General features: G+C 47.7%; 24 protein-coding genes, 1 riboswitch and 1 other annotated feature. Of the genes, 12 read left to right on the plus strand and 12 right to left on the minus strand.

Annotation, left to right across the window (positions count from 1 at the left end; genetic code table 11):
• Positions 1–3: 3 nt before the first annotated feature.
• Genes ABFV83_RS20285 through ABFV83_RS20295 form a run of 3 tightly spaced genes read left to right on the plus strand, consistent with a single transcriptional unit; the run spans position 4 to position 1,973 of the window.
• The gene (locus ABFV83_RS20285; protein ID WP_349946489.1) at positions 4–312 is read left to right on the plus strand and encodes a PTS sugar transporter subunit IIB; all 309 of its coding nucleotides are present in this window, start codon (positions 4–6) and stop codon (positions 310–312) included.
• 25 nt (positions 313–337) lie between these two features.
• A complete protein-coding gene (locus tag ABFV83_RS20290) occupies positions 338–1,627 on the plus strand; it encodes a PTS sugar transporter subunit IIC (protein WP_349946490.1) in 1,290 nt (429 codons plus the stop codon).
• 31 nt (positions 1,628–1,658) lie between these two features.
• Positions 1,659–1,973, plus strand: coding sequence for a PTS lactose/cellobiose transporter subunit IIA (locus ABFV83_RS20295; RefSeq protein ID WP_349946492.1), 315 nt, complete (start codon positions 1,659–1,661; stop codon positions 1,971–1,973).
• Positions 1,974–2,050: 77 nt separating this feature from the next.
• Here ABFV83_RS20295 and thiD read toward each other — a convergent pair whose 3' ends face one another.
• The 12 genes from thiD to ABFV83_RS20355 form a co-directional block, all read right to left on the minus strand.
• Entirely contained in the window at positions 2,051–2,884 is an 834-nt protein-coding gene (gene thiD, locus ABFV83_RS20300) for a bifunctional hydroxymethylpyrimidine kinase/phosphomethylpyrimidine kinase (protein WP_349946494.1), read from the minus strand.
• Complete coding sequence (thiE, locus tag ABFV83_RS20305) at positions 2,881–3,522, minus strand: thiamine phosphate synthase (RefSeq protein WP_349946496.1); 642 nt, start codon at positions 3,520–3,522, stop codon at positions 2,881–2,883. The genes thiD and thiE overlap by 4 nt, the downstream gene beginning before the upstream one ends.
• Positions 3,509–4,396, minus strand: a complete 888-nt coding sequence (gene thiM / locus ABFV83_RS20310; protein ID WP_349946497.1) for a hydroxyethylthiazole kinase — start codon at positions 4,394–4,396, stop codon at positions 3,509–3,511. Before thiM ends, thiE begins: the two co-directional genes overlap by 14 nt.
• Before the next feature lie 13 nt (positions 4,397–4,409).
• Complete coding sequence (gene thiW / locus ABFV83_RS20315) at positions 4,410–4,964, minus strand: energy coupling factor transporter S component ThiW (protein ID WP_349946499.1); 555 nt, start codon at positions 4,962–4,964, stop codon at positions 4,410–4,412.
• Between the two features lie 44 nt (positions 4,965–5,008).
• Positions 5,009–6,316, minus strand: a complete 1,308-nt coding sequence (gene thiC, locus ABFV83_RS20320; protein ID WP_349946501.1) for a phosphomethylpyrimidine synthase ThiC — start codon at positions 6,314–6,316, stop codon at positions 5,009–5,011.
• Between the two features lie 94 nt (positions 6,317–6,410).
• Positions 6,411–6,517: riboswitch (TPP riboswitch) on the minus strand.
• A gap of 51 nt (positions 6,518–6,568) precedes the next feature.
• Complete coding sequence (gene trpA, locus ABFV83_RS20325) at positions 6,569–7,342, minus strand: tryptophan synthase subunit alpha (protein WP_349946503.1); 774 nt, start codon at positions 7,340–7,342, stop codon at positions 6,569–6,571.
• The gene (gene trpB, locus ABFV83_RS20330; RefSeq protein WP_349946505.1) at positions 7,335–8,519 is read right to left on the minus strand and encodes a tryptophan synthase subunit beta; all 1,185 of its coding nucleotides are present in this window, start codon (positions 8,517–8,519) and stop codon (positions 7,335–7,337) included. The genes trpA and trpB overlap by 8 nt, the downstream gene beginning before the upstream one ends.
• Positions 8,465–9,148, minus strand: coding sequence for a phosphoribosylanthranilate isomerase (locus ABFV83_RS20335; protein WP_349946506.1), 684 nt, complete (start codon positions 9,146–9,148; stop codon positions 8,465–8,467). The genes trpB and ABFV83_RS20335 overlap by 55 nt, the downstream gene beginning before the upstream one ends.
• Positions 9,145–9,939 (minus strand): indole-3-glycerol phosphate synthase TrpC, encoded by a 795-nt coding sequence (gene trpC, locus ABFV83_RS20340; protein ID WP_349946508.1) that lies wholly within the window; start codon positions 9,937–9,939, stop codon positions 9,145–9,147. The genes ABFV83_RS20335 and trpC overlap by 4 nt, the downstream gene beginning before the upstream one ends.
• A complete protein-coding gene (gene trpD, locus ABFV83_RS20345; RefSeq protein ID WP_349946509.1) occupies positions 9,936–10,955 on the minus strand; it encodes an anthranilate phosphoribosyltransferase in 1,020 nt (339 codons plus the stop codon). The genes trpC and trpD overlap by 4 nt, the downstream gene beginning before the upstream one ends.
• Positions 10,956–11,540 (minus strand): aminodeoxychorismate/anthranilate synthase component II, encoded by a 585-nt coding sequence (locus ABFV83_RS20350; RefSeq protein ID WP_349946511.1) that lies wholly within the window; start codon positions 11,538–11,540, stop codon positions 10,956–10,958.
• A complete protein-coding gene (locus ABFV83_RS20355; protein ID WP_349946513.1) occupies positions 11,540–13,012 on the minus strand; it encodes an anthranilate synthase component I family protein in 1,473 nt (490 codons plus the stop codon). Before ABFV83_RS20355 ends, ABFV83_RS20350 begins: the two co-directional genes overlap by 1 nt.
• Positions 13,013–13,204: 192 nt before the next feature.
• Positions 13,205–13,469: a binding site (T-box leader), on the minus strand.
• Between the two features lie 78 nt (positions 13,470–13,547).
• Between ABFV83_RS20355 and ABFV83_RS20360 the strand changes: the two genes are divergently transcribed.
• The 9 genes from ABFV83_RS20360 to ABFV83_RS20400 all read left to right on the plus strand — a co-directional run bounded on the left by ABFV83_RS20360 (position 13,548) and on the right by ABFV83_RS20400 (position 26,623).
• Positions 13,548–13,670 (plus strand): hypothetical protein, encoded by a 123-nt coding sequence (locus tag ABFV83_RS20360; RefSeq protein WP_349946515.1) that lies wholly within the window; start codon positions 13,548–13,550, stop codon positions 13,668–13,670.
• Positions 13,671–13,877: 207 nt separating this feature from the next.
• Positions 13,878–14,672, plus strand: a complete 795-nt coding sequence (proC, locus tag ABFV83_RS20365; protein ID WP_349946517.1) for a pyrroline-5-carboxylate reductase — start codon at positions 13,878–13,880, stop codon at positions 14,670–14,672.
• A gap of 13 nt (positions 14,673–14,685) precedes the next feature.
• Positions 14,686–15,234: an NUDIX hydrolase gene (locus ABFV83_RS20370; RefSeq protein ID WP_349946518.1), complete on the plus strand. Its 549-nt coding sequence runs from the start codon at positions 14,686–14,688 to the stop codon at positions 15,232–15,234.
• Between the two features lie 99 nt (positions 15,235–15,333).
• Positions 15,334–15,936, plus strand: coding sequence for a stage II sporulation protein M (locus ABFV83_RS20375; RefSeq protein WP_349946520.1), 603 nt, complete (start codon positions 15,334–15,336; stop codon positions 15,934–15,936).
• Between the two features lie 218 nt (positions 15,937–16,154).
• The gene (locus tag ABFV83_RS20380; protein ID WP_349946521.1) at positions 16,155–17,042 is read left to right on the plus strand and encodes a site-specific tyrosine recombinase; all 888 of its coding nucleotides are present in this window, start codon (positions 16,155–16,157) and stop codon (positions 17,040–17,042) included.
• A 44-nt stretch (positions 17,043–17,086) separates the two neighbouring features.
• Positions 17,087–17,611 carry an adenine phosphoribosyltransferase gene (locus ABFV83_RS20385; protein ID WP_349946523.1) on the plus strand — a complete coding sequence of 175 codons (525 nt, stop codon included), beginning with the start codon at positions 17,087–17,089 and terminating at the stop codon, positions 17,609–17,611.
• 286 nt (positions 17,612–17,897) lie between these two features.
• The gene (locus ABFV83_RS20390) at positions 17,898–19,124 is read left to right on the plus strand and encodes an NAD(P)-dependent oxidoreductase (protein WP_349946525.1); all 1,227 of its coding nucleotides are present in this window, start codon (positions 17,898–17,900) and stop codon (positions 19,122–19,124) included.
• A 459-nt stretch (positions 19,125–19,583) separates the two neighbouring features.
• Positions 19,584–20,786, plus strand: a complete 1,203-nt coding sequence (locus ABFV83_RS20395) for a YibE/F family protein (RefSeq protein ID WP_349946526.1) — start codon at positions 19,584–19,586, stop codon at positions 20,784–20,786.
• Between the two features lie 119 nt (positions 20,787–20,905).
• Positions 20,906–26,623, plus strand: coding sequence for a CehA/McbA family metallohydrolase (locus tag ABFV83_RS20400; RefSeq protein WP_349946528.1), 5,718 nt, complete (start codon positions 20,906–20,908; stop codon positions 26,621–26,623).
• Positions 26,624–26,977 lie beyond the last annotated feature (354 nt).

A 26,977-nucleotide genomic window follows, 5' to 3' on the forward strand; every position in this document is an offset into this window, starting at 1 on the left:
GGTATGATAAAGGTTCGTTTATTTTGCAATCAGGGAATGTCTACAAGCCTGTTGGTGAGTAAAATGAGGCAGGCAGCCGCAGAGGAAGGGCTGGAGGCAGATATTATGGCATTTCCGGTTAATGACCTGGATGAAAATCTGGGGGGAGTGGACTGTGCGCTGCTTGGACCCCAGGTGGGATACTTAAAGGACAAGGTTTCAAAGACATGTGAAAGTCATCAGGTTCCAATGGATGTGATCCCCATGATCGATTACGGCATGTGCAATGGAAAAAAGGTCCTGGAGTTTGCACGGAAAATAGCCGGTAAATGAAAAGAGAAAGCGAGGGACAGTGAGAATGAAAGATTTTTTACATAATAAAGTAGTTCCTAAAATAATGGTATTTATTAATACAAAGGCTATTCGGGGATTAAAGGATGGGCTGCTGTACTCCATGCCCATGATGATCATCGGCTCTATTTTTCTGCTTTTGGCAAACTTTCCATATACGCCCTTTTCCGACTGGCTGAAGGCAGCAGGCATTACGCCGGTGTTGAATCAGGCATTTGAAAGCACCTTCAATATTATGGCTTTGATCGCTTCCGTTGGTATTGCTTATACCTATGTAAAAAATGAGGGATATAACGGGATGCCGGCAGGGGTGATTTCCCTGTGTACTTATCTGTTGCTTCAGCCTTCCCAGGTGACCAGCCAGGAGGGGGCTTCTGTGGGTGTTATTTTTAAGACCTGGACCGGCGGACAGGGAATGATCGGCGCGATCATCATCGGACTCATTGTAGGCTGGATTTATACGGTATTTTTAAAGAAAAATATCACCATTAAAATGCCGGAGGGAGTTCCGGAAGGAGTGACCACCTCTTTTACGGCTCTGGTTCCCGGCGCGGTGATCATTATCACGGCCTCTATTATCTTTGCAATTGTAAAAAACATGTTTGGCACAACCCCGATGGAGTGGATCTATAAGAGCATTCAGATTCCGCTGCAGGGATTGACGGATTCCTTTGGCGGAGTCATTGCCATGGGATTTTTGATTCCGTTTTTCTGGTTCTTCGGCATTCATGGCTCCACTCTTGTGGGGGGAATTATGGGCCCCATTCTTACTGCCAACACTGCCGCAAATCAGGCAATTATTGACAGCGGCCGGGAGCTGACTCTGGCAAATGGCGGACATATTGTTACCCAGCAGTTTCTGGATCAGTTTATAACGGTTACAGGGGCAGGGATCACCATTGGCGTGGTCATATACCTTACATTCTTTGCCAAATCTACCCAGTGCAAGCAGGTCGGCAAGCTGGGGATCGGTCCTGCGTTCTTTAACATCAATGAGCCGGTGCTTTTCGGCACACCGATCGTGTTGAACCCTATTATGGCAATTCCCTTCATGCTGATGCCCGTACTGTCGGGAATCATTCAGTATCTGGCGATTTATACGGGACTTTGCCCCATGTACAAAGGGATTCTGGTGCCATGGACGTGCCCGCCCATTATCTCAGGATTTTTAATCGGAGGCTGGAGAACGGCATTGCTGCAGGTGGTGATTTTGGCATTGTCATTCTTCGTATATCTGCCTTTTATCAGGGTGATTGACAAAATGTATGAAAAACAGGAACATCAAACCCAGGGTTGATTGTTTCTGTGCAGAGAGAAAAGGTGGAAAGATGCAGGAAATGGAACTTATTTGCTTTCAGCTGATCACTGCGGCAGGCGGAGCAAAATCAAATTATATTAAAGCAGTGCAAAAAGCAAAACAAGGAAGATATGAAGAGGCGGAAAGTCTGATCGCAGAGGGAGATGAAATGATGAAGCAGGGGCACCTGCCTCATGGGGATTTGATACAGAGAGAAGCGGCAGGAGAGCCGGTGTCTATGGGGCTTATCCTGACTCATGCGGAGGATCAGATGATGAGCGCAGAGGTCTTTAAGGTCATGGCCGAAGAGATCATTGATCTTTATAGGAAACTGGAAAGCAAATGAAACTGTCTGTTATGGCGGGAGCAGGTGATGCTTCCCGCCATAACCGGCATAATAGCTTTCTTTACAGTTTCTCGTTTTTATTTCCTTTTCGTTTCACTCAGCGGAATGGTTTCTGTTTTCCAACCGTGCCACAAAGGCCCCCGCCCCTTTCCCAGCTTTAATCCGGCCTTTAAGGCTCCGTTTAAATAGGACTTTGCCGCGCAGATGCTATCTTCCAGCCCCATGCCTGCAGCCAGTCCGCAGGCAATGGCAGAGGACAGGGTACATCCGGTTCCATGGGTATTTGGATTGTTGATCCGTTTACCTGAAAACCAGGTGACAGATCCGTTACAGCATAGAACATCGTCAGCCCCCTGGTCATTGTGTCCTCCTTTTAACAGGAAAGAAGTCTGAAATACCTGGGAGAGCTCCAAGGCGGCTTTTTCCATGTCTTTTCCAGTGCATATCCGCCGCCCTTTTGTGGATAAAAGGGCTTCTGCTTCCGGTATATTGGGGGTAACCAATGCTGCCAGCGGGAACAGTCTGCTTGTTAAAGCATTAACATCCTCTGGGTTTAAAAGAGAATGTCCGCTGGTTGATACCATGACCGGGTCCACGATCACGGGAGATTGGTTATACTTTCTCAGCTTTTCTGCAATGATTTCTATAGAAACGGAGGTCCCGGCCATGCCGATTTTTACAGCTTGCGGCGGAATATCGGTAAACACGGCCTCAAGCTGGGCGGCAAGCATCTCCTGGCCAACCGGTTCCGTCAGAAAAACACCTGTAGTATTTTGTGCGACCAGGGCGGTAACAACGCTGGAGCCATAGACACCCAGAGCCGCTGCGGTCTTTAAATCCGCCTGTATTCCGGCGCCGCCGCTGGGATCGGTGCCTGCTATGGTGAGGAAGGAAGGGAGAATCAGGCTCATTGGCTCACCACCTTTAAAAGCTGCTCTTTTAAGCGATGGACGGCCTCGGTAATATCCTTTTGTCCGAATATGGCGGAAACCACCGCGGCCCCGGCTGCGCCGGTTCCTTTCAGACTGGAGACATTTTCTGCGGTAATTCCTCCGATTGCCGTTACAGGAATAGGAACGGAGCGGCAGATTCCAGACAGTTGTTCCAGGGATAAGGGAATGGCATCCTTTTTTGTGGAACTTGGGAATATGGCTCCTGCGCCTATATAATCAGCCCCGTCTAGCCATGCCCTTTTCGCCTGGTCTATGTTTTTAGCAGTTACGCCCAGAATGCGGTCCGGCCCCATGAGCCGGCGGACCTCTGCCGGAGGTAAATCCTCCTGTCCTACGTGTACGCCGTCCGCATCGCACTTAAGGGCGGTTTCCACATCATCGTTGATAATCAGCGGGATTTTGTAACGCCTGGTAATCTGGCGGACCATAATGGCTTCTTCCAGAAATGCGTTTTTATCCATGTGCTTTTCACGGAGCTGGAGAAGGGTCACCCCGGCAGAAAGAGCTTCTTCGATCTGGGCTTCTAAGGTTTTTTCTCCTGTAAATGTCTGGTCTGTTACCGCATACAGGAGCAGCATGTCTTTATGAAACTTCAATGTTTATCCCTCCTTTTAAGGTGCTGTCATCCAGAAGGCTTATCTCATCAATAAAGCAGCAGCGGAAGCTGCTTGTACCAGCCTGGAGTGTCTCCGTTTTTTTAGCAGCCCGCTCCCCGCAAAGGCCGGCGGCAGCCGTGGCAAGAGCGGCTGCCTGGAAAACGGCGTGTTGGGAGGAGGCAGGCCCGGCGGATGCCACATAGGCGGCAATGATACCGTCCAGCATACAGCCGCTTCCCGCAATACGGGTCATTTGGGGACAGCCGTTCCTGATAAGACAGGTTTCCTTCCCGGAAGTTACGATATCAATGGCCCCGGTCATGACGGCCACAGCCCCGGTTGCAGCACTCAGTGCCCTGGCTGTTTCCTTAAGAGCCTCCATGGTATCTTCCCTTATTTCATCAGAAAAAGAAGCATCAACTCCCCGGGCTGAGGAATCAGAGCTGTTTCCGCTTTTTCCATTTTTTCCGGTCAGTTCCTTTAACAGGATCCTAAGCTCTGACGCATTTCCCCTGATAACAGTTGCTTTTACTTCTTTTAGAAGGGAAAGAGCCATTTCGGTCCTGTAACGGGATGCGCCGATTCCTACCGGGTCAAAGATGACCGGGTGGTTTCGCCGGTTTGCTTCCAGCCCGGCCTTTATCATTGCAGCTTCTGTAGTCTCTTTGGGGGTTCCTATGTTTAAAAGAAGGCAGTCGGACAGGGCGGATATTTCTGAAGCTTCTTCCGGCTGGTCCGCCATAATGGGAGAACCGCCGCAGGCCAGAATGATATTTGCCACGTCTCCTGCCGTCACATAGTTGGTGATGCAGTGGACGATGGGCTTCTTTTCCCGGACCAGCCCGGCCAGGGAATCATGAAACTTCCTATTCATATTCAACATCCTCCTATTCGTTGATGAGCCGTTCAAAATAGGAGAACAGGCCAAGGCGGCGCAGCATTGCCAGTAAGACCGCAGCCAGTATGGTCCCCGCCAGGGTGCTCATGAAAAACGGAGCTACAAAGAAAAAGACGGCTACTTCTTTTCCCATGAGAAGGGCTGCCACCGGATAGCAGAGCAGCCCACCGATGAGCCCTGTCCCAATTACTTCCCCAAGATAAGCCGGCAAAAGCTTCCTGGTCTTTTGAAACAGACAGGCCCCGAGAAATGCCCCTGCCATGCTTCCCGGAAAGGCAAGCAGACTTCCGGTTCCCATAAGATTCCGTATAAGAGAAGCGGAGAAAGCCATGGAAACGCCATAGATGGGTCCTAAGAACACCCCTGCCAGGACATTAGCCAGGTGCTGTATTGGAAAGCATTTAGAAGCTCCCACCGGAATGGAAAAGCCGGAGAGGGCTACCGTAAGGGCTGTCAGCATTCCGCTGACCACCAGCTTTTTCACCCGCACCCTGGAGGCAGCAGAAGAATTGCTACAAATAGTAGGTGATATTCGATCATTCATGAAAATTCCTCCTGTTTATGTAATTTAAAAATTTTCATAAGCTATCATTCATCGTAAATATTGACGATTTCCCCGTCCAGAATCCGGTTCATATTTTTCATGGCACAGAAATTGCCGCACATGGAGCAGGTATCTTCTTTTTCCGGTTTTGACGCTGCCCGGTAGCGTCTGGCTTTTTCCGGGTCAATAGCCAGTTGGAACATGGCTTCCCAATCCAGCCGTTTCCTGGCATCGCTCATCTTATGATCCCACTCCCTTGCGCCCCTGATGCCTTTGGCAATATCAGCCGCATGGGCCGCAATCCGGGCGGCAACGATTCCTTCTTTCACATCTGCTCCATCCGGCAGCTTCAAATGCTCTGCAGGAGTTACATAGCAGAGAAATGCCGCTCCGGCAGCAGCTGCCACTGCTCCTCCGATGGCAGCGGTGATATGGTCATATCCCGGCGCAATATCTGTGACAAGGGGTCCCAGAACATAAAAGGGTGCACCCTTGCAGATGGTCTGCTGTATTTTCATATTAGCTGCAATCTGATCCAAAGGCATATGGCCGGGGCCTTCAATAATTACCTGTACATGTTTCTCCCATGCCCTTTTTGTCAGTTCCCCAAGAGTCACCAGCTCCTCGATCTGGGAAATATCAGATGCATCTTCAATGCATCCCGGACGGCAGGCGTCTCCCAGGCTTAAGGTCACGTCATGCTTCTGACAGATTTCCAGAATGCGGTCATAATGCTCATAAAAGGGATTCTCTTCACCGGTCATCTCCATCCAGGCAAAGACGATAGACCCGCCTCTTGAAACAATGTTGGTCAGCCGTTTTGTTTCCTTGAACCGCCTGGCAGTCTGCTTGTTGATTCCAACGTGAATGGTCATAAAGTCCACCCCGTCTTCCGCGTGCATTTCCACGATCCGTATCCATTCCTCAGCGGTGATTTCCCGAAGAGGCTTGTGATAGTAAACCACAGCATCGTAGATCGGAACCGTGCCAATGATAGCCGGACATTCGGCCGTCAGCTTCCTGCGGAATTTCCGGGTATCCCCAAAGGAGCTTAGGTCCATAATGGACTCTGCTCCCATGAGAACTGCGTCCTTTACTTTCTCAAGCTCCATGTCCAGGTCATTCAAATCCCTGGAGGTTCCCAGATTCACATTGATCTTTGTACTCAGCATGGAGCCGATCCCGCTGGGCTTTAAACAGCTGTGGTTCTTATTTGCCGGAATGGCGGCTTTTCCTTCTGCTACCAGCTCCCGGAGCTTTTCCGGCTCCCATTGCTCGTGTTCAGCTACTGCCGTCAGTTCCTTTGTCAGAATGCCTTTTCTTGCGGCATCCATTTGTGTGGTGTAATTCATTTTTGTTCCTCCTTTGTCTCGTAAGCGGAGGGATTGTAAGGGCTCATTGCGCGCAAAAAGAGCCTATACCAACAGGTATAGGCTCGGAACTATGCAATCATCCTATATGAATCCCTACGTTGGCATTACCCAAATCAGGTTATAAAGGTCGAAGTTGATTACTTCCTCTCAGCCCGCCTACGAGCTCCCTCTTGTGGCACTAGTGTAGCATTCCCCTTTCTGCTTGTCAAGGAAAACCTCCCGGACCGGCTGTCAGCCGGAAATGGCGGCCTTCATTTCCTTTACATAGTCGCAGACAGGTCCTATACAGTCTTTTCCATATTTTGCGGCGATTTTCACAATGGCGCTGCCCACAATGACTCCGTCCGCATGTTGACTCAATTCCCCTGCCTGCTCCGGTGTGGAGATGCCAAAGCCAATGGCGCAGGGAATATTCTTTGTCTCCTTTACAAGAGAAACCATTTCCCTGATGCCTGTGCCTAGTTCATTTCTCACACCGGTCACGCCCATGGAAGAAACGCAGTAGATAAATCCTTCCGATTCTGATGCAATGGTCCGAATGCGTTCCTTTGAAGTGGGAGCGATGAGAGAGATCAGTTCGACCCCGTATTTTTTGCAGAAGGGCAGCAGTTCCTCCCGTTCCTCAAAGGGCATATCCGGCACGATCAGGGCGTCAATGCCGCTTTCTGCCGAATTTTTTATAAACCGTTCACTTCCATAGACGAAAACAGGATTGATATAAGTCATAAAAGCCAGAGGAACATCGGTTTTTTGGCGTATCCGTTTTACAGAATCAAAAAGCTTATCCGTAGTGGTTCCTGACGCCAAAGCCCTCATATCGGCTTCCTGGATCACGATCCCTTCTGCAATCGGGTCAGAAAAAGGGATTCCAAGCTCAATGAGATCTGCTCCGGCTAAAGCCATGGCAGGAACCAGCTCCTCTGTGGTGGCAAGGTCAGGATCTCCAGCCGTGATAAATGGGATAAATGCCTTTCCCCTTAAAAATACTTCACTTATTCTACTCATAGATTTCAACCCCCTTATAACGGGCAATGGCTGCCACATCCTTGTCGCCCCGCCCGGATAAATTGATGACGATGACCTCATCCTTTTCCATGGAAGGAGCGATCTTTCTGGCATAGGCTACTGCATGTGCGCTTTCAATAGCCGGAATGATCCCTTCCAGACGGGATAAGTATTCAAAGGCTTTCACAGCCTCCTGGTCCGTAACAGAGACGTAGGCGGCTCTTCCCGAATCATGAAGTGCTGCGTGCTCCGGCCCTATGCCCGGATAGTCAAGTCCTGCGGAAATGGAGAAAACAGGGGCGATCTGGCCGTACTCATCCTGGCAGAAATAGGATTTCATGCCGTGGAAGATTCCAAGAGAGCCTGTGGAAATGGTAGCCGCGTGCTTTCCTGTCTCAATGCCGTGCCCTGCGGCCTCGCAGCCCACCAACTTCACGGAAGGTTCATTTATAAATTCATGGAAGATTCCCATGGCATTGCTTCCTCCGCCCACGCAGGCGATCACCATGTCAGGAAGCTTCCCTTCTGCTTCCTTTAGCTGAGTGCGGACCTCTTTGCCGATGATGCTCTGAAAGTCCCTGACAATGGTGGGAAATGGGTGAGGGCCCATGACTGACCCTAAGACATAATGGGTGTCAGCCACCCGGTTGGTCCATTCCCTCATGGTCTCATTGACCGCATCTTTTAGGGTCTGGGTGCCGCTTGTTACTGCGTGGACCTTTGTGCCTAAAAGCTCCATACGGAATACATTTAAGGCCTGACGGTCCGTATCCTCTTTTCCCATAAAGACCTCGCATTCCATTCCCATGAGAGCGGCGGCGGTAGCAGTGGCAACGCCGTGCTGCCCGGCCCCTGTTTCAGCGATGACCCGGGTCTTTCCCATCTTCTTTGCAAGAAGGACCTGGCCCAGGGCGTTGTTGATCTTGTGGGAGCCGGTGTGGTTTAAATCCTCCCGCTTTAAATAAATTTTCGCTCCGCCTAAGTCTTTCGTCATCCGCTCTGCGCAGTAGAGCAGGGAGGGCCTTCCCGTATATTTTTTGTGAAGCTCCTGAAGCTCTTTTAAGAACTCCTCGTCATGGCTGTATTTCTCATAAGCTTCTTCCAGTTCATTTACTGCATTCATCAGCGTTTCGGGGACAAACTGTCCGCCGTGCTGTCCAAACTTTCCTTTTGACATGGCTGTTCACTCCTTACTATTTGTATGATTTCTTTTATTTTCCCTGGGTCTTTTTTGCCCTCTGTTTCCACAGAACTGCTTAGATCCAGGCAAAAGGCCTTTGTTTTCATGGCCTGCTTTATGTTTGAGGCATCGATGCCTCCGGCCAGGAACCAGGGCTTTTTTATGTCCGGTACCATGGACCAGTCAAAGGTCTTCCCGCTGCCGCCATAAAGTCCTTTTGTATAAGCATCAAAAAGCAGGAAGTCTGCGGGAAGGTCCTCTGCCTCCTTCATATCCTCTGCCTGCCGGACCCGTATGGCCTTTATGACAGGAAGGCCGGGGGCCAGGCGGCTTTTTAGTTCCATCATATAATCCCGGTCCTCATTGCCGTGAAGCTGTATAAGGTCAATGGTTCCACTCTCTGCAAGGGACAGGATATCTTCTATGGGGCTGTTTACGAAAACGCCTACTGCAGGTATCTCCGGCAGCATCAGCTCCTTAAGCATCTTTGCCTCTGGTCCTGTAAGGCGGCGCTTTCCAGGAGCAAATACGAAGCCAGCGTAATCCGGCTTTAAGGCGTTTACTGCCAGAATGTCCTCCCTGCGGGTCAGGCCGCATATTTTGATTAGTTTTCCTTTGGAAATCATTGGGCGGCCCTCTTCAATCCACTTAAGATTTCTTTTTTGTCAGGGGAACGCATCAGGCTTTCCCCGATCAATACAGCATTGGCCCCGGCTTCTGACAGGAGCCTGATGTGGGCCCCGCTTTTGATCCCGCTTTCCGCCACGAAAAGCACGTCAGAGGGTACCATGCTCCTTAAGCGGAGGCAATTGTTAAAATCCACCTCAAAGGTTTTTAAATTCCGGTTATTCACTCCGATGATCCTGGCTCCTGCGGTCAGGGCGGAGTGGACCTCCTCTTCGTCATGGGCCTCCACAAGGGCGCTTAAGCCAAGGCTTTTGCACAGCCTTAATCCTTCTTTCAGGGCTTTTGTATCTAAGAGAGCGCAGATGAGAAGAACTGCGGCCGCGCCTATGGCCTTTGCCTCATAGATCTGGTAGGGGTCCACCGTGAAATCCTTTCTGAGAAGGGGAATATTCACCTCATGGCCGATCTCTGTTAAGTAGCTGCTGTTTCCGAGGAAATATTCCGGTTCCGTAAGAACGGAAATGGCATCTGCCCCGGCAGCTTCGTAATCCTTTGCAATCTCCACATAGGGGAATACCGGGGCAATGAGGCCCTTTGACGGAGAGGCACGCTTTACCTCGCAGATAAAGGAAATGTCTGGAGAGGAGAGGCTTTGTTCAAAGGAAAGACCTCTATCCTTTGTTGCTTCAAAGGCTTTCAGTGCCAGTTGTTCCATGGTCTTCATGGAGATTTTTTCTTTTGCCGCCTCCGCCCTTTTTTTAGAGGAGGCAGCCAGGACGTCAAGTATCATAAAGCCACCTCCCTGGTCATTTTTACAAACTCTTCAAGCTTTCCGGCAGCTTTTCCTGAATCAATGAGGTGAGCCGCCTTTTCGATGCATTGGGAAATGGTGCAGTCATCGATTCCCAGGTACAGGCTTAAGGCAGAGTTTAAGATGACGATATCCCGCTTTGGCCCATGGAGCCTACCATTTAAGATATCCCTGGTGATCTGGGCGTTTTCTTCCGGTGTGCCGCCAACCAGCTCAGAAAGACTGCATCGCTTTAAGGAAAACTGCTCCGGTGTGATCTTATAGGGAGTCAGCTTCCCGAAGCGGATTTCGCATACATGGCTGGGACCTGTGACCGTGGCCTCATCAAGTCCGTCATCTCCGCACACCACCAGTCCCCGCTTTACTCCCAGATTGCTTAATACCTGGGCCAGGGGTTCCACCAGCTTCCTGTCATAGACCCCTAAAAGCTGCATGGTGGCTCCAGCCGGATTGGAGAGAGGACCTAAGATATTAAAAATGGTACGTACACCAAGCTCTTTCCGCACCGGTCCGGCATATCTCATGGAAGAATGGTAGGCCTGGGAGAAGAGAAAGCACATGCCTGTTTTCTTTAGTATTTCCCCGGACCGCTCCGCCGTAAGGTTTAAATTCACCCCAAGGTGCTCCAGCACATCGGCAGCCCCGCTTTTGCTGGAAACGCTGCGGTTGCCGTGCTTTGCCACAGGAACTGCCCCTGAGGCCACTACAAATGCGGTGGTGGTGGAAATGTTAAAGGTCCCGGCCTCGTCGCCGCCTGTGCCTACGATATCAATAACAGGAAAGTCCGGCTCCAGCCTTAAGGCCTTTTCCCGCATAACCGTGGCACAGGCAGTGATCTCGTCAATGGTTTCCCCCTTCATCCGCAGTCCCGTTAAAAATGCGGCCATCTGGGCCGGGGTGGTTTCCCCGCTCATGATCTCGTTCATGACCTCTTTTGCAGCCTCAAAGCTTAAATCCTGTCCTGAGATTACTTCATGGATCGCCTGCTGAATCATTTAATCTGCCTCCTTTATATGAATGGATAAGAAATTTTCAAGTATGGTAATCCCATTTGGCGTCAGGATGGATTCCGGATGGAACTGAAGCCCGTAAAGGGGATAGTCCTTATGCTTTACCGCCATGATTTCCCCCATGTCATCGGTTCCAATGACGGTCAGGCAATTCGGAAGGGAATCTTTTGCGGCAATGAGAGAGTGGTACCTGGCGGCCAGGATCTGTCCAGGAAGCCCGTGAAAGATGGGATCAGAAGCATCGATGGTAAGGAGGCTCTGTTTTCCATGCATCAGCTTCCTGGCGTGGGTGATCTCTGCCCCGAATGCTTCGCAGATTCCCTGGTGCCCCAGGCATACCCCAAGGATAGGGATTGCTCCGGAAAGCTGCTTCGCCACGTCCTCGCATACTCCAGCAGCCTTTGGATAGCCGGGACCCGGGGAGAGAATGATGTGGCTGGGAGACATCTCCCTTATTTCTTCCACGGTCATCTCATCGTTTCGTATGATCCTGATATCAGGATTTAAGCTGCCGGCCATCTGGACTAAGTTGTAGGAAAAACTGTCGTAATTGTCAATTAAGAGAATCATCAGTCATTTACCTCCCCTGCAGTTTCAATGGCCCGGATCACGGCCTTTGCCTTGTTTTCCGATTCTTCGTACTCCCGTTCCGGAACGCTGTCTGCCACGATGCCGCCTCCTGCCTGAACGGATACCTTTCCCTGGCTCTTTACCGCCATGCGTATGGCAATGCAGGTATCCATGTTTCCGGTGAAATCAATGTAGCCCAGTGCTCCTCCGTAAATGCCCCTTGGCTCTGTTTCCAGCTCCTCGATGATCTCGCAGGCCCGGATTTTCGGAGCACCGGAAAGGGTGCCTGCCGGAAGGACCGCCTCTATGGCATGAAAGGCATCCCGGCCAGGGGTAATGTCCGCTTCCACCTGGGAGCAGATGTGCATGATCCGGGAATAACGGTGGATCATTTTATATCCTGTCACCTCTACTGTGGAAAACGCTGCGATTTTCCCTAAATCATTTCTTCCTAAGTCCACCAGCATGTTGTGCTCCGCCAGTTCCTTTTCGTCCGCCAGAAGTTCTTTGGAAAGCTTATTGTCCTCCTCCTCATCTCTTCCTCTTGGCCTGGAACCTGCCACAGGAAAGGTGGTGAGCCGCCCGTTCTTTAAACGGACCAGGGTTTCCGGGGAAGTACTTATGATTTCCGTATCATCCATGTGGAGATATACCATGTAGGGGGACGGATTGGTGGTTCTTAAGACCCGGTAGGCATTGAGAAGACTGTCCTTATAATCGCTTGTAAACTGTCTGGAAAGCACTGCCTGGAAGATGTCTCCGTCCACGATATAATCCTTTGCCCGTTCTACCATGGAACAGAATTCCTCTTTGGTCACGTTGCACCGGAACTTGGGACGGCTTGTAACTGCGGATTTTTTCAGGGGGATATGTTCTCCGATCATGGCAGCCATACTTTGAAGCCTTGTGCAGGCTTTCCCGTAATTTTCCATGACCCGGTCGGTTTTCATATTGACCACAAGGCTGATTTTCTGTTTCAAATGGTCATAAGCGATGACCGTATCAAAGAGCATTAAGTCAAAATCATTGCAGGCCCCTTTTTTTATGGACAGGACCGGTTCCGCATAGCCGATCATGCTGTAGGCAAAATATCCTACAAATCCTCCGGTAAAAGGAGGAAGTCCGGGAAGCTTTGGGGAGCGGTAATCCTTTAAAATATCCCGCAGCACATCATAGGGCTTCCCTGTATGGATCACCTGGTCTGCTTCCGGCTGGTTGTAATGATGTATTTTTACCGCATGATCCTTTAAGGTGACTTTTAGGACCGGATCATAACCAAGGAAGGAATAGCGTCCCCATGTTTCGCCTCCCTCAATGCTTTCAAGCAGATAATACCGGCTGCTTTTTGCTGCGATCTTTCGCAGCAGGGTAATGGGTGTGACAATGTCTGCAAATATTTCCCTGCAGACCGGGATGATGGGATAGGAAGCGGCAAGGGCTTCGATTTCCTTACAGTCCGGCGTGATGTTCATGGTTTATTACGCTCCTTTCTTAGTTATTACTCATGTTTTTTGCCTGTTGGCCAGCAGGCACCCCATAGCAGGCGGTGAGGAATTTGCCCCCTGCAGCATTTGCCGGATTCAGGAATTTAAGTATTCCTGTGCCTGGCTCATTGTCTGCAGAAATAAAAAAAGCCTCCGTCCCTCCTCCATACTGCTATGGATAAGAGGGACGAAAGCCTGATAATTACGGTTCCGTGGTACCACCCTGATTGGAGAAGATAGACTTCTCCCGCTTTATAGCACACTAACATGTGCCTCCCCTTGGTAACGGATAGGAAACCCGTCGACATCTACTTCCGGTAATAAAACCGGTTTCAAGCCGCCCTCGCAGGTCCATTCAGACCAGACATCAACGCTTCCTCACACCAACCGGAAGCTCTCTGTGCATGATGAAAAGATCTTACTTACTCCTGCTCGACAGTTTATCATTTTGTTTTGCTACAGTATATGAGATTAAAATTAAAATGTCAATAGAAAAATTATTTTTTTGCGGCAGACAAAAATTATGACCCATTATGATAAATGGAGGGAGCCATTTCCGGCGCCAAAGGGTTCCAATGCAGGAAACCATGGAAAGCATGCTTTGGCAGAACGGATTGAGGCTCTTCCTGGCTGCGGGATTTGTTGAAGTTTTGATATTGAGTATTTTCCTGTAATCATTTATGATAGACATAGGGGAATTTGTACGAAAAACAGATGCGGATCTCATTCGGAAGAAGGGGGCCGGATCATATCCGTCAATCAGAAAGAATTCCATGATTGACATTTGAAAAAATGGTGCTAGAATGATGCTGATTAATTGCTGATTTCAAAACATAAGCAGGAGGAAGAGATTATGGCGAAAATAGGAATCATCGGAATCGGAAATATGGGTTTTGCAATATTAAAGGGATTATCAAAGACTTATGGGAAGGAAGACATCATTTTTACTGATGTGAATAAAGAACGGTGCGCAGAGATCAGTTCGGAAATGGGCGTGGCCCATGCAGAAACCAATGCCCTGTGTGCTGCCCAGGCAAAATACGTGGTATTGGCTGTGAAGCCCCAGTATTTTGCCCCGGTGCTGTCTGATATCCGCAATGAGGTAACAGAGAACCATGTGATCATTTCCATTGCGCCCGGGATCACAACGGCCCAGCTAAAGGAAAAGCTGGGACAAGAAAAACGGGTGGTCCGCGCCATGCCAAACACCCCGGCCCTCCTTGGGGAAGGAATGACAGGAGTCTGCTACGATGAGAAAGCTTTTTCCCAGGATGAGAAGGAGACAATCGGTGATATTTTCCATTCTCTGGGAAGGATGCGGCTGGTAGAAGAGCGGCTCATGAACGCGGTGGTCTGTGCCAGCGGAAGCTCCCCTGCCTATGTTTACATGTTTATCGAAGCTTTGGCAGACGGGGCGGTAAAGTATGGCCTTCCAAGGGAGGCTGCCTATGAGATGGCGGCTCAGACAGTTCTTGGCAGCGCCAGGATGGTCCTGGAGACAGGGGAGCATCCAGGAGCCTTAAAGGATAAGGTATGCTCGCCGGGAGGCACTACCATTGCGGGAGTATCGGCCCTGGAGGAATTTGGATTCCGCAATGCGGTCATAAAGGCAGCGGATGCCTGCTTTAAAAAATGTGAGGAACTATAATGGAGGTAAGACAATGGAACAGAAGCCTGTAAAACGACTTGACAGAGAATTAAAGTATGAGGGAAATATTATAAAAGTATACGAGGACACGGTAGATGCTAACGGCCATCTGGCCCGCTGGGATTTCATCCACCATAACGGAGCAGCGGCAGTGATCCCTGTAACAAAAAGCGGGAAGCTTCTCATGGTGCGCCAGTACCGCAATGCTTTGGACCGATATACATTGGAGATCCCGGCCGGAGCCCTTGACAGCCCCGATGAGCCAAAGCTTGACTGCGCCCACAGGGAGCTGGAAGAGGAGACAGGCTATAAGACGGATAAGGAGAAGATGGAGTATCTGATCAGCGTCAACACAACGGTTGCATTCTGCGATGAAGCCATCGATATCTTTGTTGCAAGGGAATTAGAGCCTTCCAAACAGAACTTGGATGAAGACGAATACATCGAGGTGGAGGAATGGGAGTTAAGTGACTTGGAACAAAAGATATACCGGGGAGAGATTACCGACGGTAAGACCATTGCGGCAATCATGGCCTATGGAAGAAAGTACGGTGTAAAATAGGGAAGAGCCTGTAAAACAGCAGTCCAGGCCCGTTGTCTTTCCAAGAATAAATGTCCCTTTTCAGGCATAAGGTTGAAAAAAGACGTAAGGGGATTTTTTATGGCCGGATTGTTTCGTACGTTTCGTTACCGTTTGAGAAGAAGGCCGGGACCAGGGGGAATGTACACTTCCCTGGAGCGGAATCTAAGGGCAGAAGACCGCTATCTCATCTGCTTTTTTGCCGGGCTTATTGCTGGTACCTTCATGGCAAATTTCTGGTATCCGTCATTTATGGAGGAAGCCGTATATTATCTGGGCCTTTTGGACAGAAATGTGAATCTGGACAAAGGGGAGCGGGTGCAGCTTTTTTATCAGGTGTTAAGACAGCGGGGGATCGAGGTATGGATCGCATGGCTCATCGGCCTGACCGCTTATGCACTTCCTCTGTATTGCCTGCTGACGGCAGGAATCGGTTTTTCCATGGGATTTGTCCTTTCCGTCATAACGGTCCAAAAGGGGCTTATGGGACTCCCCGTATTTCTTATGACAGTCACGCCTCAGGGTCTGTGTTATATTCCTCTTTGGTGTATTCTTCTTTTGTGGGCCATGCAAAATGGACGGCGTTTCCGGATCCCGGCCTTTTTGCTGCTTTTGTTCCTGGCTGCTCTTGGGAGCGCCTGCGAGGCCTGGATCAATCCGATTTTCTTAAAAATGGTTCTTTAAAGAGAAAGTATTAAAAAAAATAAAATGGTTCATTTCCCCATATCTTGCGAAAAAGGGTCACTCATTACCAATATCTTGTACATATTATGTAAAGTACCCTTGAAATGTCTTAACGGCAGGAAAAATGTGTTTGATTTTATCGAAAATAGTCTATATAATGTTAGGAAGAAGCCTTATTTTAAGGCATTTTTGAAGCCGAAAGGTCAGGAGATATGGAGATGGTAGCAGAGATTAATCATTTTATCATTTATTTAAGAGAGATAAAAAAAACATCAAAGAACACAGAGGTATCTTATCAGAGGGATTTGATGCAGCTGGCTTCTTTTTTAGGGAAGCAGGGAATCACAGAGGTGGACAAGGTGACAAAGACCAGTCTTAATTCCTATATCCTGCATCTTGAGAAAGAAGGGAAGGCTACTACTACCATTTCACGCTGTCTGGCTTCCATGAAGGCATTCTTTCATTACCAGTGCATGGAAGGGAGAATCCAGAATGACCCGGCAGAGCTTTTAAAGGCGCCAAAGGTGGAAAAAAAGGCGCCGACCATATTAACGGTGGATGAAGTGAACAGCTTATTAAGCCAGCCTGGCGGCGAGACTCCAAAGGAGCTTCGGGACCGTGCCATGCTGGAACTGCTTTATGCCACCGGGATCCGGGTGTCGGAGCTGATTCATCTAAAAAAAACCGATGTAAACCTGTCCATTGGATATATTACCTGCAAGGATGAACACAAGGAACGTATGGTTCCTTTTGGAAAGGTGGCCAAGCTGGCCCTTTCGGCTTATATGGAACGGGGCCGGGAATATTTGCTGAGGGGTCAGGAATCAGAGTGGCTTTTTACCAACTGCAACGGGAAATCTATGAGCCGCCAGGGATTTTGGAAGATTATAAAATTCTATGGGGATAAGGCAGGGATCAAGGCTGACATTACACCTCATACCCTTCGCCACTCCTTTGCGGCACATCTGCTCCGCAACGGAGCGGATATTCATGCGGTACAAGCCATGCTTGGCCATTCCGATATGGCTACGACACAGATGTATATGAATTATACTCAGGGAGAAAACTTACGCCGCGCCTACACGGGCGCCCATCCAAGAGGATAAGGGAGTCTCCATGGATACAGACTATGACAATACGAGGTATGACAATGAAAAGATTAGAAGACTATGTCACAAGCATTCCTGATTTTCCGGAGGAAGGAATCATTTTCAGGGATGTGACCACCATTCTGGAGGATCCGGACGGGCTTTGCCTGGCAGTGGATGGCATAAGGGATATGTTAAAAGGAGTGGAGTATGATTCGGTAGTGGGACCGGAATCAAGAGGCTTTATCTTTGGTGTTCCGGTGGCCTATGCAGAGCATAAGAGCTTTATTCCGGTGAGAAAGAAAGGCAAGCTTCCAAGGGAAGTCCTGTCTGCCGATTACGAGCTGGAATATGGCACTGCAACTATTGAGATCCACAAAGATTCCATCAGACCAGGGCAGAAGGTGGTCATCATAGATGATCTGATCGCTACAGGCGGTACCATTGAAGCCATCATAAAGCTGGTCGAGGAGCTTGGCGGCGAAGTGGTGAAAATCTGCTTTATCATGGAACTTGCAGGATTAAATGGCAGGAAAAAGCTTGCAGAATATGATGTGGAAGCCATGATTACTTACGAGGGAAAATAATTTTATAAACAAAGAATCCGGGATAGCGGTGTTTGGAGATATTCTTCCGCCCTTATCCCACGGATTCTTTTTTTATTTCTGAAAACGGCAAAACACCCATAATTCGATATATTTTTGACAAAATTTATTTTTTTCTGTACATAAAAGCTGCCTATTGATTTTATTATTTTGAGTGTGATATGATGTGAAAAATAAAAATAAAACTGTATACAGTATGCAAATACAGAATCATTGAGATAAAATACTTCAGTAAATCATGCCACAGAACAAGAGAGGAAGATAAATTATGGCTGTTCATGTAATTGATGAAGCAAACAGATGCTTAAACTGTAAGAAGCCCTTATGCCGGCAGGGCTGTCCCATCCATACCCCTATCCCCCAGATGATTTCGGCCTTTAAAGAAGGCGGTTTAAATAAAGCAGGAGAAATGTTATTTGAAAACAATCCCATGTCCCTGGTTTGTTCCCTTGTGTGCAATCATGAAAGTCAGTGCGAGGGCCACTGCATTCTGGGCAGAAAGGGACAGCCGGTGCATATCAGCAGCATAGAAAATTATATCTCTGATACCATCTTTGACAAGATGAAGGTAGAGTGCAAGCCGAAAAACGGGAAGAAGGTTGCGGTAATCGGCGCAGGTCCGGCTGGGATCACCATTGCCTTTCTTTTGACCAAGGAAGGCTACAGCGTGACCATTTTTGATGCCAAGGATAAGGTGGGAGGCGTTCTCCAGTATGGGATACCGGAATTCCGCCTTCCAAAGACCATTTTAGGACGCTATAAAAAGAAGCTTCTGGAAATCGGGGTGAAGATCCGACCCAATACGGCTATTGGGACAGCCCTGGAAATCAAGGATCTGATCCGTGACGGCTATCAGAGCATCTTTATCGGAACCGGAGTCTGGAGGCCGAAGACCCTGGGCGTAAAAGGGGAATCCCTGGGAAATGTCCATTATGCCATCGATTATCTGGCCAATCCCGATGCCTATGATCTGGGAGAGACGGTTGCTATCATTGGCGTTGGGAATTCCGCCATGGATGTGGCAAGGACCGTGATCCGCCACGGAGCCAGGAAGGTGACCCTTTATGCCAGAGGCTTATCCAGTAATGCCAGCCATCACGAAACAGCCTATGCAAAGCTTGATGGAGCTGACTTCCAGTTTGGGAAACAGATCGTGGAGATTACGGATGATGGTCCGGTGTTTGAAAATATCCGGTATGATGGGGAAGGAAACCAGATCGGCATTGATGAAGAGCGGGAACAGATTTTTGCAGATTCCACCATCATTTCCATCAGCCAGGGGCCCAAAAGCAAGCTGGTGAATACCACCAGGGGCTTACTGGCCAGCCAGAACGGGCTTTTGATGACAGATGAAAAAGGCCAGACAACCATTCCGGGCATATTCGCTTCCGGAGATGTGGTTCTGGGAGCAAGAACCGTAGTAGAAGCAGTTGCCTACTCAAAGACAGTGGCTTTGGCCATGGATGAATATATGAAATCCAAAGAAAAGAGTTAGGCAGGACTTTAACCTCCCTGTAACATCATTATTCATTTTTCACCGGGTTTCATCTGGATATTTTAAATGTTGTTAAAAACATGGCTGTAACAGCCTTAGAATTTGTGCCTTTGCAGGTCAGAAATGTCTTATATTTACAGACTTTCTGACCTGTTTTTTGTATGGAAATCTTTTAATGGGCTGCCTGCTGTGCAGGTGTGGCCACGGCAGCTTCAGCTTCAAGAAAACCACATAGTATTTATGCCAATCATTTTTATTCATAAGTAGTACTTAAGTGGTTGAAACCGAAATATAATTATACAGTATGATATATATCCTGGATTTTAACTGGTTTAACGCTTCCAAAGTAGTATTTTCCAAAGATTTTGGACATGCCGTCGCCTTCACGGGCTTTGCAGTGTGTCGTCATTGCAGCTTAAGTATAATAAAAATAAACAGGACGAAAGGCGTACCGTAAAAATGAAAAGTAAAAAAACATTCTTTATAAAACTTATAGCCTCATTCCTTTTCTGTGCGGTATTTATAGCAATTCTCATATGGATCAATAAGCCGCTGCCAGGAGAAGTGCCAACAGCGGCAAGCAAGATAAAATTTGCCAGGGCACATGTGACGAAAATCATCAGTGACGAGGCGAAAGCAGAAGAGTGGACAGAGGGGCTGCGTATAGGCGTACAGGAAGCCTATATACAGATAGACAGCGGTGAGGACAAAGGTAAGATATTGCCGGCAGTCAATTATATGAGTGTATACAACAATGTGGACTTAAAAGCAGGTACAAAAGTAATCGTCAGGATGGATATAGATGTCAATGGACTTTCATACATAGCATCCATATCCAATTACAACAGGGGTCCGGCATTGCTTGGACTGACGGTGGTATTCGTGCTGTCTTTAGCTGCATTCGGGGGAAGAAAAGGGATAGCCGCTATACTGGGGCTTGCATTTACTATTGTGGGTATCTGGTTTTTGCTCATCCCCATGATAAGGCACGGCCTCAATCCCATCTTGTCATCCATTGTCATAGCAGCCGTAACCACAGCAGTTTCATTGGTATTGTTAAATGGCTTATCGATGAAAACTTTCTGTGCAACCATTGGGTGTGTGGGCGGTGTGGCGCTGGCAGGAGTGGCAGCAGCTCTCACGGCAGCTGTTACGCCGATAAACGGTTTTAATATGTCGGAGGCGGAAGAATTAATTCTCCGTACAGGTGGGACAGGCCTGAATGTCAGCGGATTGCTGATCAGTGCCATACTCATAGCGGCACTTGGCGCAGTTATGGATGTGGCTATGACAATTACGTCTGCAGTATTTGAGGTGCATCAGTTGAATCCGGAACTAAACAGACAAAAGCTGATTCAGTCAGGTATTAATATAGGCAGGGATGCCATGGGTACTATGGCTAACACACTGATATTGGCATTTGCTGGTTCGGCACTCAATATGCTGATACTGTTCAGAATCTTTGATTATCCATATCTGCAGATATTTAACAGCGACATGATGGCGCTGGAGATTATACAGGGTATATCGGGCACTATAGGTATTGTAATGACTGTGCCATTAGTAGCATTCTTAAGCGCGTTTATGTGCAGCAGGACAAATGCGGAGGAAAGAGTAGTCAGGCAGGTTGATGATAAACATAAAAAGTATAGAAAAAAATAGTGACGATATTCACATATTTTGCTTTAAAAGTATATCTTGGTTTGGTGCTTTTTTCCAGTTGGTAATAATAAGATTTAATTAAGTGATACCATCAAAAATGGAAGGAGAAAAAAGAAATTATGAACTCAAGGAAGCTGTTAAGTCTGTTTCTGTCAGTCGCCATGTGTCTGAATATGTCAGTCGTACCTGGTTTTGCGATTGAGGCAGACTTTAACCCGCCAAAGGCCTATGAGGCAGAAGGTTCCAGCAGGGGAGGGGATAGAGCCAGCCCCAGTGAGGCGGACAAGGACACGGATGCAGACGTTCCCGATAAAATTGAAAAAGGAACGGGCGATAAGGGGGATACCGGAGATAAAGGAGATACGACCGATAAGAAGGATACGGGAGAAGAAAAGCCCGAACTCCGGGACAGCAGCCTGGCAGACCATGTAGTGATCAGCCAGGTATATGGTGGCGGAGGTAACAGCGGCGCTGTATATAAGAGTGATTTTATTGAGCTGTACAATCCCACTGATGAAGATGTGAGCCTGGATGGGTGGTCAGTGCAGTGGCTGGCTAAGAAATCGTTCAGCACTTATGACGGTAAGGACTTAACGAAACTTTCAGGTACGATCAAAGCTGGCGGTTACTATCTGATTAAGGAAGCAGATGGGGAGAATAAAGATGGTGCGCCGGAACTTCCGGAACCCGACGCTGTAGGTACTATCGCAATGGCTAAAAGTGAAGGGGCAGCAGCATTGTCCAGTGACAGCGAGAAGCTATCAGATAAAAACGATAAGAACCTTATTGATTTAGTAGGCATTGGCGGAGCGCTGGAGTATGAGACAAAAGCTGCCGCTGCAATGTCAAATTCTACCGCCGCTATCCGCAAGGACCCGGCAGTGGATACGGACAATAACTACGCCGATTTCAAGATCGGAACACCTGAGGCGCACAACAGTTCCTACGAGGAAGGCGGCGGGAATCAGCCGGAAGAAACAAAATGCAAGACGCCTGTTGCGTCACCGGCTGCCGGACAGGTACTGAAAGGTACGCAGCTCATATTTTCCACGGCAACATCAGATGCTGTGATAGAGTATAATACGGAGTCAAAGTCCGGAGAATGGATAACATATTCAAGCGATGACAAGCTGGTGATTGATGAGCCGGTCACATACTATGTGCGTGCAGTTAAGGAAGGGCTGGAGGAAAGTGAAATAGCTGAGTTTTCCTATACAGTCCGTGAAGCCGGCCAAGTGATGACGATTAAAGACGTGCTGGCGCTGGGACAGAACACGAAAGATGTGACTGTTACAGGGGAATTGTCATATCTGGCCACTACATACGGAAATCCGGTGCTCCAGTCCGAGATAGATGGCAGCCAGTACAGTATCTATATTTATGGAGCGGCGCCGGATGACGCCAGGATCGGTGATATACTGGAAATCACGGGAGATTACCAGATCCGCTATGGTATGCCCCAGATAACATCCTTGAAAGATAAAGCAAAAGTCGCTGTTAAGCAGGATGAGGCATCGATACAGCCTGTGAAGTATACCATCAATCAGATAAAAGCCATGGCAAATACCGCTGATATAGAGAAAAGCGGACTTATTAACAGAGTTGTACTGATAGAGGATGTCAAACTTGGCAAGCTCAATACATCAGGCAGTACGCCTGTAACGGATGCAACCGGCACGATTAATATTTATCAGGCAGCTCCGTATCCGGAAGGCGTCGAAGAAGGAGAAACAGTGGATCTGACTGCCATGATAGGCAGATTTAATCAGACGATTCAGCTATACACCGGCACAGAAGAGAAAAACGGTTTTCCAGTCTATTTTGTGAAAAATGACACCAAACCACCAGTCATTACCTTAGGCACCTATATTGATGCAAGGCCGGATCAGGAATATCCCATATCCGTCCAGGTCAGGGATAATGTGGGCGTGGCAAGTGTGGAGGTTCTTTTCGGTCCTTCCGAGAATACGCTGGGCAAGTCACTGTCCATGACATTTAATCGGGATACCAACAACTATGAGGCTGTCCTCCCGGCAGAAAACTTTGCTAAAGGGCAGCAGGCCTTATACATAAAATTCAAGGCAAAAGATAAAACTGGCCTCGAAGCAGAGAGCAGGATTGTTTCTATCGTTATCAATGACAAGCCGCAGGTACTGGCGGTTACTCCTGATAGAAATAAAGCAACAGGAGATGTGAAAGCGCCTGAGATTTCTATCAGACTGACTAATTGTGGAAATAACCCATCGGTGAGCCTCACTCTTAATAAGGCAGATGGCACTGCCATTTATACAGAACAGGCTATGAATCTCAAAGAGACAACAGCTGACGGCGCAACCTATGCTTTTTCACCCAAGGTGCTGGAAGACGGCAGTTATAACGCACAGGTGACGGTTATTCGGGAAGACAAAGTGTCCCATACCGAGAATTGGAAGTTTACCATAGGAAAGTCCGCTTTTACCGCGTATTTCGGACAGCTTCATGGACACACCAATTATTCGGATGGTTCCGGGTCTGTCAAAGATGGTCTTAATTATCTTGCCAGTATACCGGAAGAAGACAATGTACAATTTGTATCCTTTACAGATCATTCCAACTATTTTGATACAAAAGATGCTCCCAATCCGAAAGAGGCGCTTAATGACCCGGCTCTTATGACACCTAATAGCAGGGCGGTATGGGAGGAATACAGGGAGCAGACCGCAGCGTTTAATGAAACCAATTCCAGAAAGGCGTTATCCGGTTTCGAGATGACCTGGTCCGGCGGTCCCGGCCACATCAATACATTTGGCTCATCAGGACTGGTCAGCCGCAACAATACCACGCTCAATGACAAGAAAAATGATGCTGGTATGAAGGCGTACTATGACATTCTGACTGCGAATCCAGACCCGTTGGCGAATCTTTCACAGTTCAACCACCCGGGCAAGACCTTTGGTACATTTTCAGATTTTGCATACTATACACCGGCCAGAGACGCTAAAATGGTCTTAGTAGAAGTAGGTAATGGCGAAGGATCTATCGGTTCAGGCGGATATTTCCCAAGTTACAATGAATATACGAAAGCACTGGATAAGGGCTGGCATTTAGCGCCCGCCAATAATCAGGATAACCATAAAGGACGTTGGGGCAATGCCAATACGGCCAGGACAGTGGTCATCACAGACGATTTGTCAGAGACAGGGATTTTAAATGCGCTTAAAGACAGACATGTATACGCCACAGAAGATAAAAACTTAAATATCATGTATACGTTAAATGATGAGCTTATGGGAAGTATCCTGGATGTGTCGGATGATGTGAAAACGCTGAATATTTCTGTAAGCGTAGATGACCCGGATCCGTCCGATGTTATTAAAAGTGTAGAAGTAGTGACAAATGGCGGCGCAATAGCAGGAAGAAAAGAAGGCACCGGAAATAGCGGAGAGTTCACATTTGAGCTTCCTGCGAAGAAAGGATATTATTACATACGTGTGACTCAGGCGGATAAAAATATTGCCGTAACAGCTCCTGTGTGGTATGGCTCCGCTGCAAAGGCAGGCATATCTTCCTTCACCTGCGATACAGAAGTACCAGTGACAGGAGAACCGGTGAAGTTTACAGTCACAGCTTTCAATAATGAAGAATCAGATGCCACACTTACCAGGCTGACGTTTAAAGCTGGTGATAAGGTCCTTGAAAGCGAAGATCTGAACGTGAGTTTGAAGTCATTAGGAATTTATACTGTAAACAAACAGTTTATACTTGATAAGGTAGGAGTAAATGAAATAGAAGTCACAGTTCAAATGGAACTGGAAGGAGAAAAAAAGACATTCAGCTTTGCTCTGGAAATAGAAGTACGAGACAGTTCGAAGATGAAATATTTTGGTATAGATGCCAGTCACTATAATGAATATGTGAATGGAAACTATAAGGACAGTATGGGGAATTTCACCGCCCTGGCGGGGGATTACAATATCAGAACGGTCACGCTTAATACCAGCCAGGAACTGATAGCCGCTTTAAAGGACGACAAATATGTCGGGCTTTTGTTAAATGCGCCTTCCAGACGGGATGGTACGAAGCTGCGGGAGGATTATAAGAACTATTCAGAGGAAGAACTGGATGCGGTCAGAGATTTTGCTGAAAAGGGCGGTAAGACAATTATGGTCTGTGCCTGGAGCGATACCTATGAGGCGTATGATGGTTTCAAAGGTGATGAGTCTAAGGCAGAGGATCATATGTCGGCTCAGCAGAATAAGATTCTGGAAACTCTTGGAAGTGCATTCCGCTTTGCCGATGATGAGTTACAGAGCGATTCCAGCAATGACGGCAGAGTGATTGGTATCCTGGGTACCGATTATAATAAGCAAAACCCATATATGGCCGGAGTGGATGCAGGGCTTAAATTCAACACCTATGGCAATGCAGACATTTATGCAATGGATGAAGCTGGAAATCCAATCAGTGAAAGTGCCATGCTTCCGTCAGGAGCATCAGTTCTTGTATACGCACCGAAAGATACGAAAAGTCTGGATAAAGACGGCGTAGGATTATCAGGAGACGCATTGACGAAATTAGATGGGCGTTTTGTATTGGCAGCTACTCAGGAACTTTACTTTAGCGACGGCGAATCATCTACGCTGTATTTATCAGGATGTTCCACCATGAGCAATTTCCAGCTGACATTTGACAGCGCGTCCACCAATGATTACAGCAACTACCAGATTATGCAGAATTTGTTAGATAAAACAAATCAACTGCAGATCACTCCTATTAAGGAAGTGCAGGCGGCCGGTGAGGGCGAGCGGTTTGTGATTGAAGGCATAGCTACATCAAACGCTTCTGGTTATGATAAAGATACTGCTTTCTTCGATAGCATATATGTGCAGGATAAGACTGGCGGAATTAATCTGTTTCCTGTATCCGGAGATATAAGAGCGGGCCAGACCATCAGGGTATTTGGAAAAACTTCTTCTTATCAGGGAGAGAGGCAGCTGGCAGTAGAAAAGATTATGGTAACGGATACGAATATAAGGGAACTTCCAGAGCCTGTTAAGGAAACTACGAAAGAAGCATATGAGGGCAAAAACCTGGGCAGTTTAGTCACGGTAAGCGGCAAGGTTATTTCCATTGATGCGCCAAATGACCTGGTAGAAACGATTATGCTGCAGGATCAGTCAGGTAAGCCTGCAAGAATATTTATCGACGGATATATTACGAAGGATAAGGTGATAAAGGATCTGGAAATCGGTGCATATATGTCTGCGGTAGGACTTTCATCCAGAACTGTCATAGGTGACTCTGTGGATTCTGTAGCCCGTATACGAATTCGTGACAGAGACGATGTGAAGCTTACAGAAGAACCAGACAATCCTGAAAAACCAGAAATTCCCGAAAAACCAGAAATCCCCGAAAAACCAGACCGTCCAAGCGGCTCAGACAGAGATAGAGATTCCGGCAGCATAGTTACAAATTCCTATGTAAAATGGAAACAGAATACCAGAGGCTGGCAGGCGGTTAAGAAAGATGGAACATATGCGAAAAATGAATGGTATCAGTGTTTATATGATGACCAGGTGTCCTGGTATCGTTTCGACACAGAAGGGTATATGATTTCTGGCTGGTATCTGGACGGAGATGGCAGTTGGTACTACATGAGCGAAAATCATGATGGCTCATTCGGCGCTATGGTCAGCGGCTGGAAATGGATCAACGGAAAATGTTACTACTTAAATTCGGATATTCGGGTCACACAGTACAAATATGGCGCAATGTTCAAGAGTACCGTCACCCCGGACGGATACACTGTCAACGAAAATGGAGAGTGGATCGTGGATGGAGTAGTACAAATCAGATAATACAAATGGTCCCTAATAAAAGCACAGCTGTAACTGCCTGAGAATTTGTTGTTCTTGCAGGTCAGAAATGTCTTATATTTGCAGACGTTCTGACCTGCCTTTTTGTAATGTGAACGTGTTGAAGCAGAGGCAGTGATTGCTTATAGTGATCAAAATCCGGATAAAACAGATATGTTGTTGATGAGAAAAGGATTTTGGACAAATTGCAATAATAAAAAAGTGCAGATAAAATAAATAATGGAAAAAACGCATAAAAATCATCAATAATAATGGTATTATTTAATGATTTATTTCAAAGGCTGAAACAAAATTTCATAATAACGGAGATTCATTGACAAGAAAGTGCACAAAATG

The organism is Lacrimispora sp. BS-2, assembly GCF_040207125.1.
Classification (GTDB): Bacteria; Bacillota; Clostridia; order Lachnospirales; family Lachnospiraceae; genus Lacrimispora.

Coding starts and splice junctions, on each gene's coding strand:
- ABFV83_RS20285 (WP_349946489.1), top strand. CDS start 4: ATGATAAAGGTTCGTTTATTTTGCAATCAGGGAATGTCTACAAGCCTG.
- ABFV83_RS20290 (WP_349946490.1), top strand. CDS start 338: ATGAAAGATTTTTTACATAATAAAGTAGTTCCTAAAATAATGGTATTT.
- ABFV83_RS20295 (WP_349946492.1), top strand. CDS start 1,659: ATGCAGGAAATGGAACTTATTTGCTTTCAGCTGATCACTGCGGCAGGC.
- thiD (WP_349946494.1), bottom strand. CDS start 2,884: ATGAGCCTGATTCTCCCTTCCTTCCTCACCATAGCAGGCACCGATCCC.
- thiM (WP_349946497.1), bottom strand. CDS start 4,396: ATGAATAGGAAGTTTCATGATTCCCTGGCCGGGCTGGTCCGGGAAAAG.
- thiW (WP_349946499.1), bottom strand. CDS start 4,964: ATGAATGATCGAATATCACCTACTATTTGTAGCAATTCTTCTGCTGCC.
- thiC (WP_349946501.1), bottom strand. CDS start 6,316: ATGAATTACACCACACAAATGGATGCCGCAAGAAAAGGCATTCTGACA.
- trpA (WP_349946503.1), bottom strand. CDS start 7,342: ATGAGTAGAATAAGTGAAGTATTTTTAAGGGGAAAGGCATTTATCCCA.
- trpB (WP_349946505.1), bottom strand. CDS start 8,519: ATGTCAAAAGGAAAGTTTGGACAGCACGGCGGACAGTTTGTCCCCGAA.
- ABFV83_RS20335 (WP_349946506.1), bottom strand. CDS start 9,148: ATGATTTCCAAAGGAAAACTAATCAAAATATGCGGCCTGACCCGCAGG.
- trpC (WP_349946508.1), bottom strand. CDS start 9,939: ATGATACTTGACGTCCTGGCTGCCTCCTCTAAAAAAAGGGCGGAGGCG.
- trpD (WP_349946509.1), bottom strand. CDS start 10,955: ATGATTCAGCAGGCGATCCATGAAGTAATCTCAGGACAGGATTTAAGC.
- ABFV83_RS20350 (WP_349946511.1), bottom strand. CDS start 11,540: ATGATTCTCTTAATTGACAATTACGACAGTTTTTCCTACAACTTAGTC.
- ABFV83_RS20355 (WP_349946513.1), bottom strand. CDS start 13,012: ATGAACATCACGCCGGACTGTAAGGAAATCGAAGCCCTTGCCGCTTCC.
- ABFV83_RS20360 (WP_349946515.1), top strand. CDS start 13,548: ATGACCCATTATGATAAATGGAGGGAGCCATTTCCGGCGCCAAAGGGT.
- proC (WP_349946517.1), top strand. CDS start 13,878: ATGGCGAAAATAGGAATCATCGGAATCGGAAATATGGGTTTTGCAATA.
- ABFV83_RS20370 (WP_349946518.1), top strand. CDS start 14,686: ATGGAACAGAAGCCTGTAAAACGACTTGACAGAGAATTAAAGTATGAG.
- ABFV83_RS20375 (WP_349946520.1), top strand. CDS start 15,334: ATGGCCGGATTGTTTCGTACGTTTCGTTACCGTTTGAGAAGAAGGCCG.
- ABFV83_RS20380 (WP_349946521.1), top strand. CDS start 16,155: ATGGTAGCAGAGATTAATCATTTTATCATTTATTTAAGAGAGATAAAA.
- ABFV83_RS20385 (WP_349946523.1), top strand. CDS start 17,087: ATGAAAAGATTAGAAGACTATGTCACAAGCATTCCTGATTTTCCGGAG.
- ABFV83_RS20390 (WP_349946525.1), top strand. CDS start 17,898: ATGGCTGTTCATGTAATTGATGAAGCAAACAGATGCTTAAACTGTAAG.
- ABFV83_RS20395 (WP_349946526.1), top strand. CDS start 19,584: ATGAAAAGTAAAAAAACATTCTTTATAAAACTTATAGCCTCATTCCTT.
- ABFV83_RS20400 (WP_349946528.1), top strand. CDS start 20,906: ATGAACTCAAGGAAGCTGTTAAGTCTGTTTCTGTCAGTCGCCATGTGT.